14 protein-coding genes are annotated in these 18,199 nt (G+C 64.5%); 9 read left to right on the top strand and 5 right to left on the bottom strand.

The window, feature by feature from the left end; genetic code table 11:
• Nucleotides 1-42 precede the first annotated feature (42 nt).
• Entirely contained in the window at nt 43-624 is a 582-nt protein-coding gene (locus BLU67_RS05860) for a hypothetical protein (protein WP_092563568.1), read from the top strand.
• 16 nt (nt 625-640) lie between these two features.
• Here BLU67_RS05860 and BLU67_RS05855 read toward each other — a convergent pair whose 3' ends face one another.
• Nucleotides 641-1,351, bottom strand: coding sequence for an MgtC/SapB family protein (locus BLU67_RS05855; protein ID WP_092563565.1), 711 nt, complete (start codon nt 1,349-1,351; stop codon nt 641-643).
• Nucleotides 1,352-1,927: 576 nt separating this feature from the next.
• Here BLU67_RS05855 and BLU67_RS05845 point away from each other — a divergent pair.
• The 3 genes from BLU67_RS05845 (at nt 1,928) to BLU67_RS05835 (ending at nt 5,626) form a co-directional block, all read left to right on the top strand.
• Entirely contained in the window at nt 1,928-2,125 is a 198-nt protein-coding gene (locus tag BLU67_RS05845) for a hypothetical protein (RefSeq protein ID WP_092563561.1), read from the top strand.
• A gap of 293 nt (nt 2,126-2,418) precedes the next feature.
• Nucleotides 2,419-3,438, top strand: coding sequence for a class II fructose-bisphosphate aldolase (gene fbaA / locus BLU67_RS05840; protein ID WP_092563558.1), 1,020 nt, complete (start codon nt 2,419-2,421; stop codon nt 3,436-3,438).
• A gap of 109 nt (nt 3,439-3,547) precedes the next feature.
• A complete protein-coding gene (locus BLU67_RS05835) occupies nt 3,548-5,626 on the top strand; it encodes a beta-galactosidase (RefSeq protein WP_092563555.1) in 2,079 nt (692 codons plus the stop codon).
• Here BLU67_RS05835 and BLU67_RS05830 read toward each other — a convergent pair.
• On the bottom strand, nt 5,623-5,931 hold the full coding sequence (locus BLU67_RS05830) for an STAS domain-containing protein (protein WP_176780712.1): 309 nt from the start codon (nt 5,929-5,931) through the stop codon (nt 5,623-5,625). The genes BLU67_RS05835 and BLU67_RS05830 overlap by 4 nt on opposite strands.
• Before the next feature lie 146 nt (nt 5,932-6,077).
• Between BLU67_RS05830 and BLU67_RS05825 the strand changes: the two genes are divergently transcribed.
• Nucleotides 6,078-8,228, top strand: coding sequence for an ATP-binding SpoIIE family protein phosphatase (locus BLU67_RS05825; RefSeq protein WP_092563549.1), 2,151 nt, complete (start codon nt 6,078-6,080; stop codon nt 8,226-8,228).
• Nucleotides 8,229-8,292: 64 nt separating this feature from the next.
• Complete coding sequence (locus BLU67_RS05820; protein WP_092563546.1) at nt 8,293-9,585, top strand: adenylosuccinate synthase; 1,293 nt, start codon at nt 8,293-8,295, stop codon at nt 9,583-9,585.
• 61 nt (nt 9,586-9,646) lie between these two features.
• On the opposite strand, the gene BLU67_RS12400 is transcribed toward BLU67_RS05820, so the two are convergent.
• Nucleotides 9,647-10,819 (bottom strand): hypothetical protein, encoded by a 1,173-nt coding sequence (locus tag BLU67_RS12400; protein WP_143027346.1) that lies wholly within the window; start codon nt 10,817-10,819, stop codon nt 9,647-9,649.
• A gap of 431 nt (nt 10,820-11,250) precedes the next feature.
• Between BLU67_RS12400 and BLU67_RS05805 the strand changes: the two genes are divergently transcribed.
• Nucleotides 11,251-13,086: a phosphoenolpyruvate carboxykinase (GTP) gene (locus BLU67_RS05805; protein ID WP_092563537.1), complete on the top strand. Its 1,836-nt coding sequence runs from the start codon at nt 11,251-11,253 to the stop codon at nt 13,084-13,086.
• Between the two features lie 265 nt (nt 13,087-13,351).
• Here the strand turns inward: BLU67_RS05805 and BLU67_RS05800 are convergent, their stop codons facing one another.
• Both BLU67_RS05800 and BLU67_RS05795 read right to left on the bottom strand, forming a co-directional pair.
• On the bottom strand, nt 13,352-14,926 hold the full coding sequence (locus BLU67_RS05800; RefSeq protein WP_092563534.1) for a beta-N-acetylhexosaminidase: 1,575 nt from the start codon (nt 14,924-14,926) through the stop codon (nt 13,352-13,354).
• Nucleotides 14,923-15,825: a carbohydrate kinase family protein gene (locus BLU67_RS05795; RefSeq protein ID WP_092563531.1), complete on the bottom strand. Its 903-nt coding sequence runs from the start codon at nt 15,823-15,825 to the stop codon at nt 14,923-14,925. The genes BLU67_RS05800 and BLU67_RS05795 overlap by 4 nt, the downstream gene beginning before the upstream one ends.
• An 86-nt stretch (nt 15,826-15,911) precedes the next feature.
• Here BLU67_RS05795 and purD point away from each other — a divergent pair, with 86 nt between their 5' ends.
• Together purD and BLU67_RS05785 are read left to right on the top strand one after the other, a co-directional pair.
• Complete coding sequence (gene purD / locus BLU67_RS05790; RefSeq protein WP_092563529.1) at nt 15,912-17,225, top strand: phosphoribosylamine--glycine ligase; 1,314 nt, start codon at nt 15,912-15,914, stop codon at nt 17,223-17,225.
• A gap of 21 nt (nt 17,226-17,246) precedes the next feature.
• On the top strand, nt 17,247-18,143 hold the full coding sequence (locus BLU67_RS05785) for a phosphoribosylaminoimidazolesuccinocarboxamide synthase (protein WP_092563526.1): 897 nt from the start codon (nt 17,247-17,249) through the stop codon (nt 18,141-18,143).
• Nucleotides 18,144-18,199 lie beyond the last annotated feature (56 nt).

The following is an 18,199-nucleotide window of genomic DNA, read 5'->3' as shown; positions in this document are numbered from 1 at the left end:
AGCTGCCCAGTGTTCGCGTGACCACACACCGAGGGGGACTTCATGACGAACCGAGCCGTGACCCGATCGCTGCTCGCCGCCGCCGCTGCTGGCGTGCTTGCCCTAAGCGCCTGCTCGTCGGACAACTCGACGAAGCCTGCCGAAACCACGGCCGCCGAGACCTCGGCCGCCGAGACGTCGGCGGCTCCCAGCGCCGAGGAGACCGAATCGAGCGAGCCCACGACCGACAGCGAAACCGGCGCAGCAGGCGGCGGCGCTGGCGTGGAGGGAACCTTTAACGACGCCGATGTCCAGGTGGACGACGAAAAGGGCGCCGGCACCCCGCAAGCCGTTGCCAAGGAGTTCATGACGGGCTTCATCGAGAAGAACCCGAAGGCCGTGTGTGCGGTCATCTCACCGAACGAGGAAAAGGCGCTCGAAGCCGAAGGGGGCTGCGAACCCTCACTCACCAAGGTCCTGGACCGCCAGAACATTCCGGCGGGAGCGACGCTCGAAGGCTCGACGTACACCGTCAAGTCCAAGGACGATACGACCACTGTCGTAGAGATTCGTCGCCCCGGCAAAACCGAGCCTTTCACCCTGCATACCGAGCAGGTCGACGGCCGCTGGTACGCCAAGCGCTAATAGGCGCTAGCCCTACCTAATCGCGCTCGTGGTCGTCCTCGTGGGCCACGTGCAGGGAGACGATTCCGCTCACTCCTTGCAGCTGGTCCATGAGGACGTCGAGCGGATTCTTACCGGTAAACCTCATCTGCATATCGACGACGGCGCTGCCCTCCTCGGACGTGCGCTTTGAGGTGCTGAGCACCTGGGTGGCAAATTCCTGCTCGCTTGCGATCTCGACGATCTCGCGCAAGATGCCATGGCCGTCTTCGTAGGTGAGCTCCAGCAGGGAGTGCCGATCAGCGGTCGGCAGCTTGTCGATGAGCGGCGTCAGCGCGATGAGGCAGAACAGGTGCAGGGCCGTCAGCATGACCGCGAGGCCACCCATGCCCGCCCCGCATGCCATCCCGACGGCCGCCGTCACCCACACCGTCGCGGCGGTGGTGAGGCCGACGACGATATCGCGGCGCGTGAAGATGACACCCGCACCGAGGAAGCCGATACCGGCCACGATCTGGGCTGCGATCCGGAACGGGTCGTGGTTGATCTGGCCGAGGTTGAAGTCAGCGAAGCCGAAGGCGCCGATCAGCGTGAAGGTGCAGGCCCCCATCCCGACGAGGACGTGGGTGCGAAAGCCCGAGGATTTTTGCCGGTATTGCCGCTCGAGCCCGATGATCCCGCACAGCACGAAAGACAACAGGAGCAGGCCGGCCTGGGTGCCAACGCTCCCGGTAAAAAAGTGCATCATTGCCTCCCGGCCCTGGGCGAAAACGTGGTATTTACCGCATCATAGTCCGGTTGAGCGGGACCGGTGCCGCAGTTAGGTGATTGGCGTCGGGCGGTGAAAACGGCAGGCGCGGAAGAGCGACCACTGCCTGAATCCCGCCGAGCGCGCCGGCATGAATGACGATGTCTGGTTTGCGCAGTCCGAGGTTGCCAAATCGCCGGGTCAGCGGCACCGAGCGGACGCGCTCAATAATCCCCTCGCACAGCTGTGGCAGCGGGGCAAAGACCTCGCCCGCGATGACGAGGTCCGACAGCGAGTCGACGGCGATGCCAACTTCGCTCGCGGCAGCAAGCAGCGCGCTGGCGGAGGCGCGGCGAGCTGCACATTATTTTGGACGACGACGGTTGCATTCGGGCTGAGTGCCGCGTGGATGGTCTCGCGGATGACGTCCTGTAGCGATCGACGTTGGCCGTTGTGGGGCAGGTCCGAGAGCTCATCGATCGTCTGGCGCGCCATACGAAGGCGAACATCCCAGGGGGCATTGAAGGGGTAGATGCAATGGCGCTGCGCGATCACGGAAAGTGAGGCGTTGGCGAGTTGAAAGCACGCACCATCGTGTGCGAACTCGATGCCGAGATACTGGCCGGCGCTGGGGTCCAGGGCGATCCGCTCGGCGCGACGGCCCCGACCGGGGCACTCGGTGTCGTTGCCATCGAGCGTGATGGCCCGGCGGTTGAGCATGTCCGTCACGATCTCGGAGACGGTGGAGCGCGTTATGCCGGACAGTTCGCTTAACTGACCGCGCGTGAGAGGTCCATGATGGCGCAGAAGCTCTAGCAGCTGATCCTCATGGGCCCGGCGGGTAGGGGATAGAGCACTGCGGCGCATGATCTCAGGATATTTTCCGGACAATTTTTCCGTCGACAGTTCGACAGAATTAAGAATGTGATGTGTGTAGTGCGCGTCGCAATTGGGCGATTTAGAAAAATCGTCCAGATCGTGAAAACGGGCTCATGGTCCTACTCGACACGCTCGCGATGCGTGGAAGAATAGGGCACGGAACTATTCGCGTTACATAGGAGGCCCCTGTGCCCATCGCAAATCCCGAGACTTACAACGAGATGATTGACCGCGCGAAAGCCGGCAAGTTCGCCTACCCGGCCATCAACGTCACCTCCTCCCAGACCCTGACGGCCGCGCTGCAGGGCTTTGAGGAAGCCGGCTCAGACGGCATCCTCCAGGTGTCGGTTGGCGGTGCTGAGTACTGGTCCGGTTCCACGAAGAAGGACCGCGTCGCTGGCTCGCTCGCCTTCGCGGCCTACGCGCGCGAGGTTGCCAAGAACTACAACGTCACCGTTGCGTTGCACACCGACCACTGCGCCAAGCAGAACATCGACAGCTGGATCCGTCCGCTGATCGAAATGTCGACCGAAGAGGTCAAGGCCGGCCGTGAGCCGATCTTCCAGTCCCACATGTGGGACGGCTCCGCGGTTCCGCTGGACGAGAACCTGGAGATCGCGCAGGAAATGCTGGCGCTGTGCAACGCCGCCAACATCATCCTGGAAGTTGAGATCGGTGTCGTCGGTGGCGAAGAAGACGGCGTCGTTGGCGAGATCAACGAGAAGCTCTACACCACCGCCGAAGACGGCCTGAAGACCGTCGAGGCCCTTGGTACCGGCGAGAACGGCCGCTACATCACCGCCCTGACCTTCGGTAACGTCCACGGCGTGTACAAGCCCGGACACGTCAAGCTACGTCCCGAAATCCTCGGCGATATCCAGAGGGAAGTTGGCGAGAAGATCGGCAAGGACATGCCCTTCGACCTCGTCATGCACGGTGGCTCCGGCTCCTCCGCCGAAGAAATCGCGACCGCGGTGCGCAACGGCGTCATCAAGATGAACGTCGATACCGACACCCAGTACGCCTTCACCCGCCCGGTCGTCGACTGGATGCTCACCAACTACGAGGGCGTCCTGAAGATCGACGGCGAGGTCGGCAACAAGAAGCAGTACGACCCGCGTGCGTGGGGCAAGGCTGCTGAAGCCGGCATGGCCGCCCGCGTCGTCGAGGCCTGTGAGCGCCTCGGCTCCGCCGGCACCAAGATGTAAGGACGTCAGTCCCGAATCTGTCAAAGCGGCCCGCACCGACGTCCGGTGCGGGCCGCTTTGCTGTGGTGTGAAGGTCAACTCGTTGCCTTACCGAGCCTATGGTGGAGGCATGGCAGAAATGTTGTACGGCGGCGATTACAACCCCGAACAGTGGCCCACCGACATCCACCTCGATGACATCGAGAAAATGGTGGAAGCCCGAGTAAACCTCGTCTCGATCGGAATCTTTTCTTGGGCGCGGCTCGAGCCCGCGAATGGTGAGTTCTCCTTTGGCTGGCTCGATGAAATCATCGAGCGCCTGACGAACGCGGGGATTGGAATTGACCTCGCGACGGGCACTGCCTCGCCCCCTGCCTGGTTGACCATCGAGCATCCAGAGATCCTCCCGATGACCGAAACCGGCGTGCGGCTCGGCCACGGATCCCGGCAGAACTTCTGCCTCTCCTCGCCCGTTTTTCGACGCTACGCCTCGCGCCTGGCCGGGGAACTTGCCAAACGCTACGGCAACCACCCGAACCTGCGGCTATGGCACATCTCGAACGAATACGGCTGCCATTCCGCCCACTGCTACTGCCCGGACTCGGCGCGATCGTTCAGGACCTGGCTGGAAGAAAAATACGGCGATATCGAAGCGCTGAACGAGGCGTGGGGGACCGATTTTTGGGCCCAGCGTTACACGTCTTTCGACCAGGTCGACGTGCCGCGCGCCACCCCGACGCTGAAGAATCCTGGCCAGGTTAACGATTTCTGGGCATTTTCCTCCGACGAAATGCTCGCCTGCTATCTGGCAGAAAAGGCCGCGATTCGCGAGCACTCGGATGCTCCGGTCACGACGAACTTCATGGGCTTGTTCCCGCCCACCAACTACCGCGCGTGGGCGCCCCACATCGATGTCATCTCCGATGACTCCTACCCGGATCCGAACTCGGTGTTCGCGGCCCGCGAGACGGCCCTCGTCTCCGACCTTATGCGCTCACTGAAGGACGGCCAGCCGTTCTATCTGCTGGAGCAAACAACGGCCGCGGTCCAATGGCGCGAGCGCAACGCCAGAAAGCGTCCCGGCTCGTTCGCTCTGCAAAGCCTGCAGCGCGTGGCTCGCGGCGCCGATGCCATCTGCCAGTTCCAGTGGCGCCAGTCGGTGCGCGGAGCCGAGACCTTCCACTCGGCGATGGTCCCGCACTCGGGACGCGATTCACGAATCTGGCGGGACGTCGTGGGCCTGGGCGACGTACTGTCGCGGATGGGCGAGATTGTCGGCACGAGGGTGCCAACCGAGGTTGCCCTCTTGATGGACTGGCAGAGCCAGTGGCACCGCGCCGCAGCCATTGGGCCGGGACCTAATCGCACGCTAGAAGCGATCGCAGCCTGGCATGGCACTGCTTTTGAACGCGGATACCCCGTCGATTTCGTCTTCCCCGATTCGGACCTCTCTGGCTATTGCGTCATCATCGTCCCGGAGCTTTTTGCCATGTCGAAGGACACGGCATCGAAGCTGCTCGAGGCCGCCCAGTCGGGAGCCGAGATCATCGTGACGGCGCCAACTGCGGTCTTGGATGAGACCGGTCGAGCCGCAACGGGCGGCTACGCCGGCGTGCTGAGCGAGCTGCTGGGAGTCCGGGTCGTCGATCACTGCCTGCCCGGCGGCGAAGTCAACGACCTCGTGGATCCGCGGGTCGATGCCATCTCCGCCGCGATGACGGCGACGTCTGCGATAGACCGGGTCGAGCTTGACGTCGATCCGCGCACGCCACTGTTCCGGGTGCTTGATGCCATAGCGAGCCCGCGTCCTGCGATCTCCGGGGAGTACTGGGCAGAAGAACTCAGCATCGATGATGACGTCGACGTCCTTGCGACGTTCGTCGGGCTCGATCTCGATGGCTTGGCTGCGATCACGTATCGATCGTGTGGCGAGGGCGGCGGCACTTACGTTGCGACGGATCTCGATAGCGCTGGTCGCGCGGCGCTGCTACGCGTCGCCGAGGCGCGTACCCGGATTGCCGGAAACCGTATTGAGGCTCCGGCCGGGGTGGAGGCTGTTCGTCGCGGACCTGCTGTCTTCCTACTTAACCATGGGGATGCGGCCGCTCAGGTGGCCGGGATCTGCGGTCGAGACCTCATCTCCGATTCCAAGGTGACGGGTCACCTGGTGGTTCCGCCGCGGTCGGCAGCGGTTGTCGTGACCGACTAGTTTGACTCGAAGCCGGGATCCTCCTGCAGGATCTCCACCTGGCTCGCAAGGCCAGTGACGTCGAGAAGGAACTGGACCATGTCCGGCGGCTTGATCATACGAACGGGCTGCACCGGGGAGTCTTTGGTGACCAGGCGCGAGAGCGTGGCGACACCAGAGGAATCCATAAAGGTGACGTGTCGCAGGTCGACATCGAGCGGCAGGGCACGCTCGAGGCATTCAGCGACAGCTTCGGAAAACTCTGAGACCATCGTGAGATCGATAGCGCCAGAGAGGATCAGTCGGGTCCGCTTAGCAGCCATCATGACAGAAGCAGAGCCGGGGTCGCTCGAAGCGCTGGAGGGGGCGCGCAGGTCGGGCGATTCGGTCACTGTTAACCTCAGATCCATGTCAGTGACATAGTTAGGGAGAGCAGGCAAGTGGGACCAGGATACGCCGCGGAAGGATTAAAATGGAACAAGATGACAGCGGCGTGCCAGAGTTTATCGAATCGTCACATGTACTTAATGCGCTAGCTATCCCTACCGCGATCCTCGGATACTTCGATCCGGTGCAGGCTGACAGCGAAAGCGCGAGCATGTTCAGCGCTGTCCCTGCCGCCCATAGCTCCTATGAAGGCTGGGCGATTTTGTGGTGCAATGCCGTGTTCGAAGACCAGACCGGCATGTCACTCGACAACCTCAAACTCCTCGGAGTGGAGGCTCTGCGCGGCGTGGGCGGGGGACGCCAGATGATGCAGATGACCGAACCTGCCGTCACCTCCATCGATTCCCAACCGTTGATCTTCACGCGTCCTACCGGCGAACACGTGTGGACCCAGGTGTCCTTCCGTCGCTTGCCAAGTGCAGGCCCGTGGGCCCACTTGTGGGTCCTGACCGCCATCGTGAACCCGGTCATGCAGGAGGTATCCGACCGCTCCACGCTGGCGGCCTTCCGTTCCGAGATCGAACGCCAGGCTAACCAGAATCTGGTTCTCGTCTCGCGAGTCTCGGAGCTGCTCGCCAATGTCCCCGCTGAGCAGGTACTAGGAACGATCGCGGACCTGTTGCAGCGCAACGTTGTCGCGCGCGCCGAGTTCATGACGATGCGCCGCGGTAAGGGACTCATGCGCTCGATCGGTTTCGAGGCCGACCGTGAAGAGGCGCGTGATGTGCGCGATCCGGTTGCGCTGGCTGATCCACTGTTTACGATCTGGCTCGACAACGAGGCTGGTACCGTCCAGCTCACGATTCCTGGCGACGTCGACCCAGATTCGCCCTCCGGCCGAGTGCGGGCCGCCTTCGCTGACGATCCCCAAGAGCCCCTCACGGTCCTCGTGACAACTGCCGCGGGCGAGGGACGGTCGCGCGGCGTCCTCATCACGAAAACGCATCCGACGACAAGCGAGCACGGTGAGCCCGATGCCATCCTTGGTCCGCCCAAGGACGGTCTTCGGGCGCTCCTGAACCTCGTGGCGCGACGGGTGTCGGTAGCGATGGAAAACTACGAGCTCTACCATCGCGAGCACGTCCTAGCCGAATCGCTGCAGCGCTCCATGCTGCCGGCCCAATCTCGGGTGCGCGGCCTTGACATCTGGACCTACTATCAACCGCTCTCGACCTTCGCCCAGGTCGGTGGCGACTGGTATGACATCGCGACACGCGAGGACGGCTCGATTTCGGTCATCCTGGGGGACGCGGTCGGTCACGATGTCGAGTCGGTCGTCGCGATGAGTCAGATTCGCACGGTCATCCAGGCGCTGTCGCGTCAGGAGCTTTCGCCGAACGAACTGGTCACTCATGTTGATGCGGCAATCCAGGGGCTGAGGCTTTCTCGCACGGCGTCCCTCATCATCGCTCAGATGGTTCAAAATGCCGATAAGTCGTGGACGGTGACGTGCACGCGCGCGGGGCACGTGCCCGCGATCCATGTGAGCGCCGAGAGTGCGCAGGTCCTGGACTGTACAAGCGCGGGTCTGCTCGGCTTCCCCTCGGGTGAACGCATCGCTGAGACTCATATTGCCCAGCCGGGCGACGCCCTGATCTTTTTCACCGACGGCCTGGTTGAGCGTCGGGGACACGACATGCGCCTCGCCCTGTCGGTCCTTGGCAAGGCCCTTGGCGAATCGCAGGCGCCGGATGCCGCGGGGCTCGGCGAGGAGATTATGGATCTGGCCGAAGATGCGCAAGACGATGTCGCCGTCGTCGTCGTGCGGATCCCCGGCGGCAAGCGCAAAGGCCCGGGTGCTCGGGCCCGGCGGTGGCAGCTCGTCTCCGATCCGGCGGCAGCTTCCCAAGCGCGCGAGTATTGCGCCCGCGCACTGCGCCAGTGGGGAATTGAGAACCAGGAGTCCGTACTGCTCACCGTCTCGGAGCTCGTGTCCAATGCAGTGCTGCACGGCTGGGGCACGGTCGGACTGCGGATCATGGAGACTGATGGGGGAGTGCGGATCGAGGTCGAGGACGCGAACCCGACGCCGCCGCGCCACCGTCACCGCTCGCGTAGCCGCTCGAGCGACGAGAGCGTCGGCGGGTTCGGCCTGCACATTATTGACCGGCTCGGTGATTGGGGTTGGCGCCCCACTCCGGTCGGAAAAGTGGTGTGGGCCCGCATCGAAGTGTGATTGCGAGTAACCTTAGGGCCGTGCGTTATTCGGCGTTTGTGCCGAAACCCGAAGGGAGAAGGCTATGCCAGCCATTGTCGTCGTTGGTGCCCAATGGGGCGACGAAGGAAAAGGGAAGGCGACGGACCAGCTCGGTTCTGACGTCGATTACGTGGTGAAGTTTAATGGCGGCAATAACGCCGGCCACACCGTCGTCGTCGATGGTGAAAAGTACGCGTTGCACCTGTTGCCCTCGGGCATTCTCTCGCCCGGCGTCACCCCCGTGATCGGCAACGGCGTTGTCGTCGACCTTCAGGTGCTGTTCGAAGAACTCGAGGCGCTCGAGTCCCGCGGGGTCGATATCTCGCGGCTGAAGATCTCCGCCTCTGCGCACGTCATCGCCTCCTATAACCGGACCCTCGATCGCGTCTCCGAACGATTCTTGGGCAAGCGCCAGATCGGCACGACGGGCCGCGGGATCGGCCCGACCTACGCGGACAAGATGAACCGCGTCGGCATCCGAATTCAAGACCTGTTTGACGCCTCGATCTTGCGGCAAAAGGTCGAGGGCGCACTCGAGAATAAAAACTCGTTGCTCGTGAAGGTCTATAACCGACGGGCCGCTGACGTGGACCGGGTGACCGAGGAACTGTTGGCCTACGCCGAGCGGGTTCGGCCCATGGTCGCTGATACGACCCTCGAGCTGAACAAGGCGCTCGACGAAGGCAAGACGGTCTTGTTCGAAGCCGGCCAAGCAACCATGCTCGACGTCGATCACGGGACCTACCCCTTTGTCACCTCCTCCTCAGCGACGGCGGGCGGTGCGTGCACCGGATCGGGCGTCGGACCCACGCGCATTGATCGCGTTATCGGCGTCATTAAGGCCTACACCACCCGCGTCGGGGAAGGCCCGTTCCCAACCGAACTTACCGACGAGGTAGGCGAGGGACTGCGTCAGGCGGGCGGCGAATTCGGTGTCACGACCGGGCGGCCCCGCCGCACCGGGTGGTATGACGCCGTCATCGCTCGCTACGCCGCGCGCGTCAACGGACTCACCGACTTCGTTATGACCAAGCTCGATGTGCTCTCTGATTACGCCGAGATCCCGGTGTGCGTCGCCTATGACATTGACGGGACGCGAGTGGAAGAAATGCCTGCCTCGCAGTCCGACTTCCACCATGCCAAGCCGATCTACGAGATGTTGGACGGTTGGAAGGAAGACATCAGCCATTGCCGCAGCTTCGAGGAGCTGCCGGAAAAGGCGCGCGCCTACGTGGAATACCTCGAGTCGATCTCCGGGTGCCGGATTTCGGCTATCGGAGTCGGGCCGAGCCGCGATGCCACGATCGTGCGGCACGCCCTCGTGCCGGGCGCGTAGTCACGACATAACGCAAACGGGCGGGACAGTTACGAAACTGTCCCGCCCGAGCGCTTGCTAGCTAGCTGCGATTCGGATCATCCGGATTCTGGCCATCAGCCCGTGGCTCCTCGAATCCGAGGACCGGGTCCGTGCCATGCGACTCCTCGGTGCTGCGCGGAGGTCCCGGGTTAATCGGAGTTTCCGGCGTCGTGGGGGTCTCCGGGGTAACCGGGGTCTGCGGGCTTACCGGCTGCTGCGGCGCCTGCGGGGCTTGCGGAGCGACCGGCGCGCCCGGCGCGCCCGGATCCGCGGGTGCGACAAACGGCTGGTCTTCCGAGGGCTGACCCTCACCTGACGGCGGCTGGCCGTAGGGGGAGAACGGCGTGTCCGGCGCGGCCGGAGATGAATAGGGCTGGTTCTCTGCCGGAACACCCTTGCCATAGGTGGCGTTCGAGCCCTGGGGAGCGGTTCCGTAGGGCGAGGTCGGCTGCTCGCTGCTCGGCGCCGGGGCTCCGTAGGGAGCTGCCGGATCCGTCGCTGTGGGGGGAGCACCATAGGGGGCGGCACCTGCGTCACCGTTCGGCTTCTTACGGCCCTTCAAGATGAAGAAGACGATGGCACCAATGACCAGGAGGCCAAGGATAATGCCGAGGATCAGCCACAGGTTGGACGAGGAGGAGGTGCCGGTGGCGTCCGCCGTAATGACGAAGCCCTTGCTCACCGCGACCGGGTTGGAGATTTCCACCTTATTTCCATCGATCGTGTAGGCGTCTTCGGCGATGTCGCCGGTCACGCTTTCAACCTTGCCGGGGAAGGTGAAGGTGAAGGAGAACGCGCCGCCTCCGAGGAATCCCTCCAGCATCGAGGTATCGACGGACTCATCACCTTCAGCGGTCACGATGTATTTGCCGTTCTTGACCTCGGCCTTCATATCGCCGTCCAGCTCGCTGATGGGGTTGCGACCGCTGGAGATAACGCAGCGAAGCTCGGAGTCATTGGACTTATCGGTCACGGTGGCGTCATCGCCGCCACCGTTTTGATCGATCTGGGTCTTCATGGCCTCACAGTCGGTCATGCCGAACATGTTGGCCTGGGCCTTGGGCAGGGCCATCTCCACGGAGGCCTCTGCAGTTTCGTCTTCGAAGAACTCAGTATTGGCCTTCATCTCGCAGGACGCGAGGACAAGCATGAGGGGCAGCAGGAGCAGTGCCCACAGCCGCCGGTACGAGGGGTGTGATTTGGTTGTAACCATGGTGCGATTGTTCCACGGCCAAGGTCTGATCTCGTGTCAATAGAGCAACTCATGGGTGAAGTTGTGGTGGCGAAAGGCTGATTTCGGGCGATATGAAGTCAATCTCCCACAATCGATGGCTTTGATGCGACACAACAAGAGTCTCGGTTGTGCCATTCGCTGGTTCGCTGTGAGGCGAAACACGGATGGAGTTTCGGGTTTGCGAAAATTCGCGGGAATCAGCAAATCCGCGAAATCGTGCCAAATACTCAGGTGAGTACAGTGCAATTCGTCCGATTTGCTGAAACAATGATTACGTCAGAGGTGCCATCTGGGCCCTTCGTCTCCGATAACTGGGAGTTGGGCGCGGAAAGATGGTTCACAGCGGAACAACCTGGTCTCAACACCCCGCCTCGGAGGAACCGCCCCCGAAGGCAATGATGGAGGAGAAAATGACCGTAGACGCCACTCAGATCGCTGAAGGCGCACCCGAAATTGCTCCCAAGGAACTCGTCGACTGGGTCGCTCAGGTAGCCGAGCTCACCAAGCCCGAAGAAGTCATCTGGGTCGATGGCTCGGACGAAGAGTGGGATCGCCTCACCAGCGAGATGGTCGAGTCGGGAATGTTTACCCGCCTCAACCCCGAAAAGCGCCCCAACAGCTTCCTGGCCCGTTCGCTCCCGTCCGATGTGGCGCGTGTCGAATCTCGTACCTACATCTGCTCCGAGAAGGAAGAAGATGCAGGCCCCACGAACAACTGGGCAGATCCGAAGGAAATGAAGGACACGCTTCGTCGCGTGTTCGACGGCGCAATGCGCGGTCGCCCGATGTACGTCATTCCGTTCTCGATGGGCCCCATCGGTGGACCGATCTCCCAGCTCGGCATCGAACTGACCGACTCGCCCTACGTTGTCGTCAACATGCGGATCATGACCCGCATGGGCACCGAAGCTCTCAAGCTCATCGGTGAAGGCAAGCCGTGGGTCCCGGCCGTTCACTCCGTCGGTGCGCCGCTGGAGCCCGGGCAGGAAGACACCACCTGGCCGTGCAACGACGAAAAGTACATCACCCACTTCCCGGAGACCAACGAGATCTGGTCCTACGGGTCCGGCTACGGTGGCAACGCCCTGCTCGGCAAGAAGTGCTTCGCGCTGCGCATCGCCTCGACGATGGCCCGCCGGGACGGCTGGATGGCAGAGCACATGCTCATCCTGCGCCTGACCGACGAGAAGTCCGGCAAGCAGTACCACGTGACCGCGGCCTTCCCGTCGGCCTGTGGTAAGACCAACCTCGCCATGCTGCAGCCCACCATCCCGGGCTACAAGGTCGAGACCATCGGTGACGACATCGCCTGGATGCGTCCGGGCCCGGATGGTCGCCTCTACGCCATCAACCCCGAGGCCGGCTTCTTCGGCGTCGCGCCGGGAACGTCCTACAAGACGAACCCGATGGCGATGGACACCATGCGCGAGAACACCATCTTCACCAACGTCGCGCTGACCGACGATGGCGACGTGTGGTGGGAAGGCATCGACGGCGAGACCCCGGATCACCTGATCGACTGGCACGGTAACGACTGGACCCCGGAGTCCACCACCACCGCCGCGCACCCGAACTCGCGTTTCACCACGCCGGCCGCGCAGTGCCCGATCATCTGCCCCGACTGGGAAGCCCCGCAGGGTGTTCCGGTCGACGCGATTCTCTTCGGTGGCCGCCGCGCGACCAACGTGCCGCTCGTTGCCGAACAGTACGAGGGCGCGCACGGCGTCTTCATCGGTGCCTCCGTTGCCTCCGAGCAGACCGCCGCAGCGGAAGGCTCCGTTGGCTCGCTGCGTCACGATCCCTTCGCGATGCTCCCGTTCTGCGGCTACAACATGGCCGACTACTGGGGCCACTGGATCGAGATGCAGAACGAGCTTGGCGACAAGTTCCCGCGCGTCTACCAGGTCAACTGGTTCCGCAAGGACGAGGAGGGCAACTGGCTGTGGCCGGGCTTCGGCGATAACTCGCGCGTCCTGGACTGGATTGTCCGCCGCGTCGCGGGCGAGGTCGAGGCCATTGATGGCCCGACAGGTCGCTACCCGAAGTTCGAGGACTTCAACCTCGAGGGCCTGGACCTCGATCAGGAGACCTGGGACAAGCTCTTCGCCATCGATCCCGAGGCGTGGCTTGCCGAGACCGACGACACCGAGGGCTACTTCGCCCAGTTTGGTGACCACGTCCCGGCCGAGGTCAACGAGCAGCTGACCAAGCTGCGCGAGCGCCTGCAAGCAGCCAAGTCCGAGTAAGGTCTGAGCCTTAGCTCAACGCACCAGGGGCCCGGGTTGACAGCCATTGTCGACCCGGGCCCCTGGTCTTGTTCCCCGCCCGTTAGCAGGTGTCGAACTCCTCCCCATCGGATTCTTTCTCGATGAACAGTTCGTCCGTTTCGCAAATGGTGATGTCCCCAGGGCCGGAGAGGGTGAATATTGGTGGCGAGATCGAAAAGGCGTCCTTGATCGGAGTCGTCGAGTCAGATGCCAAGGGATTTATGGCGCCAAGAGATTTCGCACCTTAGCGCCAGTTCCGTGCGAAATTCACTTCCCCCGCGGTTAGACGCTCGAGGTGCGGAGCTAAGACGTCGTCGAGGAAGCTCTCACGATCCGTGATCTCGCCCGACCACAGGATGTGGGAGATGACGGCACCGCGCGGGTAGGACAGGTGCTCGACGCGCGCGTAGGAGCGAGTGTATTCGGTCCAGTGGCAGAACTGGCCGCCAAGGATCCGGGACCGTGCCTCCTCGCTCAGGCCCTCGGCGTAGGGCGTGTAGCTCGCGACCGTGTCGATGGTGAGGGCGGGTTTAAAGGAGAGCTGCTCGCCGGGCAGGTCGTCGGCCTCGTGATGACCGAAACTCATGTAGGTCGAGCGGTAGGGCGTCATGATGACGGGGTAGCCGGCTTCGGCCGCGGCCACGCCGTAGCTGGCGTCGAGCCAACACATGACGATGACGTCGCCGGTCAGTTCGCGCTCTGCTGGTGGGGGCACGCCGAGCCCGTCGTCCCACACGATCGCGGGGCGACCAAGGGAGTTGACGTGGGAGATCATCTCGTGGAAGAACCAGGCCTGGGCGGTATCGGGGGTGAGATCGCGGCGAGCGAGATCCGCTCGCACGGACTCGGATTCTTCCCATTCGACGGTGGTGCATTCGTCGCCGCCGATGTGGATGGGCGAGCCGGGGAACATCTCGGCGGTTTCGGCAAGGACGGTGCGGCAGAACTGCAGCGAGTCATCGGAGAGGTTCAGGACGTGATTGGACACGCCGAAGCTCGTGTGCACGCCGTGGCTGATGCCGTCGACGCCGAGCGCGGGGTAAGCGGCGATGGCGGCCTGCATGTGGCCGGGCATGTCGATCTCGGGGACGACTATCAGGCCGAGGCGTGCGCATTCGGTGACGATGCGTTCGATGTCGGCACGAGTGTAGCCCCCGCCGTAGCGGATGCCGTCGTGCTCCGTGACGTCGCCGTTGTTCTCAAGTTGGCGGTGGCTGCCCTGGATCGTGCCGTCGCGAAAGGCACCGACCTCGGTTAGGCGCGGGTAGGCGGCGATGGGCAAGCGCCAGCCCTGGTCGTCCGTCAGATGCAGGTGGAGGCGGTTGAGCTTGTGCTGGGAGGCGAGCTCGGCGTAGCGCAGGACTTCGTCGACCGTGAAGAAGTGGCGCACGACGTCTAGGTGGGCGCCGCGCCAGGCATGCGCGGGTTTGTCGACGATCTCGACGTGCGGCAGGGTGAGGGCGTTATACGGCATGGGGCCGGGGCCGAATATCGCGGGCGGCAGAAGCTGGCACAGGGTGCGGACGGCCCAGAGGGCGCCGCGCGAGGTGCTCGCGGTGATCGTGACGCCGGTGGTATCGATGCGCAGGCGGTAGGCCTCCTCGGCCAGCGCATCTTCGCGCGCGAAGGTGATCGGGACGTCGGCGTCGCTCGTGATGGAAAGGCCCGCGGTGGCGCGCAGCCGCTGGGTGAGGATCCCGACCGGGTCGGCCTCGCCGGGTAGCTCGGCGGCGTGGATCGCGACGGCCGTGCCGAGCGGCAGGGTACCTCCGAGATCGGTGACGGAGGTGGGGGTGGGCAGCAGGGACGGCAACGTCATGAGGTGAGTTCTCCAGCAAAGGTGGCGATGGTGGGCGAATCGAGCCAGGCGCGTGGCCCGAGGACGGTAGTGCGCAGGGACGCGACGCGGGCGGCGAAGTCGACCTGCCAGGACAGGTGCTCGCGCGGGCGGCACAGGGCGGCGGCGAGCAGGGCGCCGTGGAAGGCATCGCCGGCACCGAGCGTGTCGACCGCAGCAACCGCTGGCGGCGCGATCGACTCCTCGCCGCCGGCTTCCACGACACGGATAGGTTCGCCACCCGCGGTGATGATGGCGGCATCGGCGCCCAGCGCCAGGAGGCCGAGCGCCGGATCGGTGGCGCCCGGGATCGAGGCGTCGGCCGAGGCTGCCGCGATGTGGGCGCGCGGCGCGAGATCGCGGTAGACCTCCTTGAACGATCCGACGTCCAGGACGATGCGTGCCGAATCCGGCAGCGAGGCTAGGGCGCTGCGAGCGAGATCGGGATAGTACCCGTCGAAGAGGATCGCCTCGGCCGCGCTCACAACGTCGAGCGCCGCAGCGGGGAGGACGGGCGGCACCGCGGCAGCGAGCGCACCATCGTTGAGGGAGGAGACCGACCGCTCGGCGCTCGCGGTGGCGAGTCGGATGAGGGACAGCGGCAGTGGGGGAGTACCGCTCACTTCGACGACGTCAATGACGTGCACGCCGTGGTGTCTCAAGTCGTTCCGGGCGATATCGGCGAGCGGATGATCGCCGAGCGCGGTGATGAGCGTGGCGTCGATGCCGAGCGCGGCAGCGGTGACAGCGGCGTTCGCTGCGGGCCCGCCGGCGGCGAGGAACTGCGCGGCTGCGCGGGCCTTCTCGTTCGCGCCGAGCGCGCGGCTACGGGCGTGGACGACATCGAGCGTCGAAAGACCAAGGAAGACCGCCTGCGGCATGCCACCACGCTACCAAGTGTGAGCTGGGACAGGTTTCTAGGCCCGTAGGCCCGGGCTTTGGCGCGTCATCTTGGTAGTGTGCAAGCGTGAGAATCCTGCTGCTAGGCTCCGGCGGCCGCGAACACGCCCTCGCCGCCGCGCTCGCCCGCGACCCGATGACCGAGCTCCTCTTAATTGCGCCCGGTAACCCCGGCACGGCCGCCGTCGGCACCAACATCGAACTCGACCCGTGCGATGTCGACGCCGTCGTTGCCGCCGCCCGCGAGCACGCCATCGATCTCGTCGTCATCGGGCCGGAAGCCCCGCTCGTCTCGGGCGTCGTTGACGCGCTGCAGGCCGCAAACATCCCGGCCTTCGGCCCGACGAAGGCAGCCGCCCAGCTTGAGGGCTCCAAGGCCTTCGCCAAGGACGTCATGGCCGCAGCCGATATCCCGACGGCGATGGCGCGCCTCGCGACGAGTGAGGCCGAAGTCGAAGACGCGCTCGATGCCTTCGGTGCGCCCTACGTCGTGAAAAATGACGGCCTGGCCGCTGGCAAGGGCGTCATAGTCACCGATGATCGCGAGGCCGCGCTGGCCCACGCGCGCGAGTGCCTCGCCGCCCCGGGCGGCGCCGTCGTCGTCGAGGACTACCTCGACGGCCCCGAGGTTTCACTCTTTTGCGTGTGCGACGGCACCGACGCCGTCGCGCTGCTGCCCGCCCAGGATTTCAAGCGCGTCGGCGAGGGCAATACCGGCCCGAACACCGGCGGCATGGGCGCCTATGCGCCGCTTGAGTGGCTGCCCGCTGGCATCACCGAGGAAGTCCTGGAGCGCGTCGCGCGTCCGGCGCTGAAGGAAATGGCGCGCCGCGGCACCCCATTCACTGGCCTGCTCTACTGTGGCCTCGCGCTGACCTCGCGGGGCCTGCGCGTCATCGAGTTCAACGCGCGCTTCGGCGATCCGGAAACCCAGGTCGTCCTCGAGCTGCTTGCCTCCTCGCTACCCGAGCTGCTCTACGCCGCCGCGACGGGCAGCCTGTCCACGCTGCCGGAGCTGCGCTGGCACGACGGCGCCGCCGTTGTCGTCGTGCTCGCCGCCGAAAACTACCCGGCCACCCCCACGACGGGGGATTGCGTGAGTGGCACCGAGCAGGTCGAGGCCAAACTCCGCCACGCGGGCACGGCGCTGCGCGACGGCGAACTCATCTGCTCGGGGGGACGCGTCCTCGGCGTCATCGGTCGGGGCCCCGATATCGAGGCCGCGCGCGCCGACGCGTACGAGACGATCGCCGGCATCGGCCTGCGCGGCTCGCACTATCGACGAGACATCGCTGCCGCAACCGAGACGATCGTCGTCCCGGATGCGAGCAGACCCCGCACCGGGGAGCCAACCGTGGCACGATGGAACGAGAATCTCTAACCACTGAAGCGGGGACGGGTCATGCTTGATCTAGACGGCTGGGCGCACATGTATTCCGGCAAGGTGCGCGATCTCTATGTGCCGCAGGACTCCTCCGTCTCACCCATCGGGGACGTCGTCCTGGTCGTCGCCTCCGATCGCATCAGCGCCTACGACCACGTCATGCCCACCGAAATCCCCGATAAGGGCAAGATCCTCACCCAAATGTCGCAGTGGTGGTTCAATCAGCTGCGCAACGTCGTCCCCAACCACGTGGTGTCCTACGACGTGCCCGCCGAGGTCGAGGGCCGCGCGATGATCTGCCACCAGCTGCACATGTACCCCGTCGAATGCGTCGCCCGCGGCTATCTCACGGGCTCGGCGCTCGCGGAGTATCGCCGCGACGGCGCGATCTGCGGCGTCGCGCTCCCACCCGGGCTGCGCGAGGGCGATAAAATGCCCGAGCCCATCTTTACCCCCGCTGCCAAAGCCGCGGTCGGGGAGCACGACGAGAACATCACCTTTGATCAGATGGTGAAAAAGCTCGGCTACGAGATCTCCGAGCAGCTGCGCGATCTGACCATCGCGCTGTACACGACAGCGGCCGAGATCGCCGCCACCCGCGGGATCATCATCGCCGATACGAAGTTCGAATTCGGCCGCCGCGCCGAACCCACCCAGGCGGGCATTATCCTCGGCGACGAGGTCCTCACCCCGGACTCCTCCCGGTTCTGGCCGGCCGAAGAATGGGAGGCCGGGCAGGCCACCCCCTCCTTTGATAAGCAGTACTTGCGCGATTGGCTGAGCTCGCCCGCCTCCGGCTGGGACAAGGCCGGAACCGCCTCGCCGCCGGTGCTGCCGGACGACGTCGTGGCCGCCACCCGCCAGCGCTACCTCGACGCCTTCGAACGCCTCACGGGTCACCAGCCCGTCCTCTAGCTCCCGGCACGTGAGATCGCGCGGACAGCAGCCGCGCGAGGCGTTAGGCTGCTATG

It is taken from the genome of Bowdeniella nasicola, from assembly GCF_900107735.1.
Taxonomy (GTDB): Bacteria; Actinomycetota; Actinomycetes; order Actinomycetales; family Actinomycetaceae; genus Bowdeniella; species Bowdeniella massiliensis.
Note: the sequence above shows the minus strand (reverse complement) of the source record. Positions and strands in the feature narration are given on the sequence as shown.

Bases quoted from the DNA above. Each gene is read 5' to 3' on its own strand.
- BLU67_RS12400 (WP_143027346.1), bottom strand. From the start codon at position 10,819: ATGGTTACAACCAAATCACACCCCTCGTACCGGCGGCTGTGGGCACTG.
- BLU67_RS05795 (WP_092563531.1), bottom strand. From the start codon at position 15,825: ATGCCGCAGGCGGTCTTCCTTGGTCTTTCGACGCTCGATGTCGTCCAC.
- BLU67_RS05855 (WP_092563565.1), bottom strand. From the start codon at position 1,351: ATGATGCACTTTTTTACCGGGAGCGTTGGCACCCAGGCCGGCCTGCTC.
- BLU67_RS05785 (WP_092563526.1), top strand. From the start codon at position 17,247: ATGCTTGATCTAGACGGCTGGGCGCACATGTATTCCGGCAAGGTGCGC.
- BLU67_RS05830 (WP_176780712.1), bottom strand. From the start codon at position 5,931: ATGATGGCTGCTAAGCGGACCCGACTGATCCTCTCTGGCGCTATCGAT.
- BLU67_RS05805 (WP_092563537.1), top strand. From the start codon at position 11,251: ATGACCGTAGACGCCACTCAGATCGCTGAAGGCGCACCCGAAATTGCT.
- BLU67_RS05860 (WP_092563568.1), top strand. From the start codon at position 43: ATGACGAACCGAGCCGTGACCCGATCGCTGCTCGCCGCCGCCGCTGCT.
- BLU67_RS05800 (WP_092563534.1), bottom strand. From the start codon at position 14,926: ATGACGTTGCCGTCCCTGCTGCCCACCCCCACCTCCGTCACCGATCTC.
- BLU67_RS05835 (WP_092563555.1), top strand. From the start codon at position 3,548: ATGGCAGAAATGTTGTACGGCGGCGATTACAACCCCGAACAGTGGCCC.
- BLU67_RS05820 (WP_092563546.1), top strand. From the start codon at position 8,293: ATGCCAGCCATTGTCGTCGTTGGTGCCCAATGGGGCGACGAAGGAAAA.
- BLU67_RS05825 (WP_092563549.1), top strand. From the start codon at position 6,078: ATGGAACAAGATGACAGCGGCGTGCCAGAGTTTATCGAATCGTCACAT.